A 233-nucleotide genomic window follows, 5' to 3' on the forward strand; every position below is an offset into this window, starting at 1 on the left:
CCCATCGACTGCGCGGCCTTCGACGCATAGCCGGCGAGCAGCACTCCACCGCAGACGCTGAGCGCACCCGAAGCGATGACGGCGATTAGGACGATCCGCCGGGTGTTGATGCCGGAGGGATAGGCCGCGCGCTCCTGGTTGCCGATGCCGTAGACGGCGCGGCCAAATGTCGTGCGGGTAGAGCCGAAGACCGTAACGGCGCCGACAGCTGCCCAGATGATGACTGCATTGGG

1 protein-coding gene is annotated in these 233 nt (G+C 66.5%); it reads right to left on the reverse strand.

The window, feature by feature from the left end:
- On the reverse strand, positions 1-233 hold a 233-nt coding region (locus ACPYOJ_RS37000), incomplete at both ends, for an ABC transporter permease subunit (protein ID WP_481420631.1).

This window comes from Rhizobium sp. SVR5-9E (genome assembly GCF_056755095.1).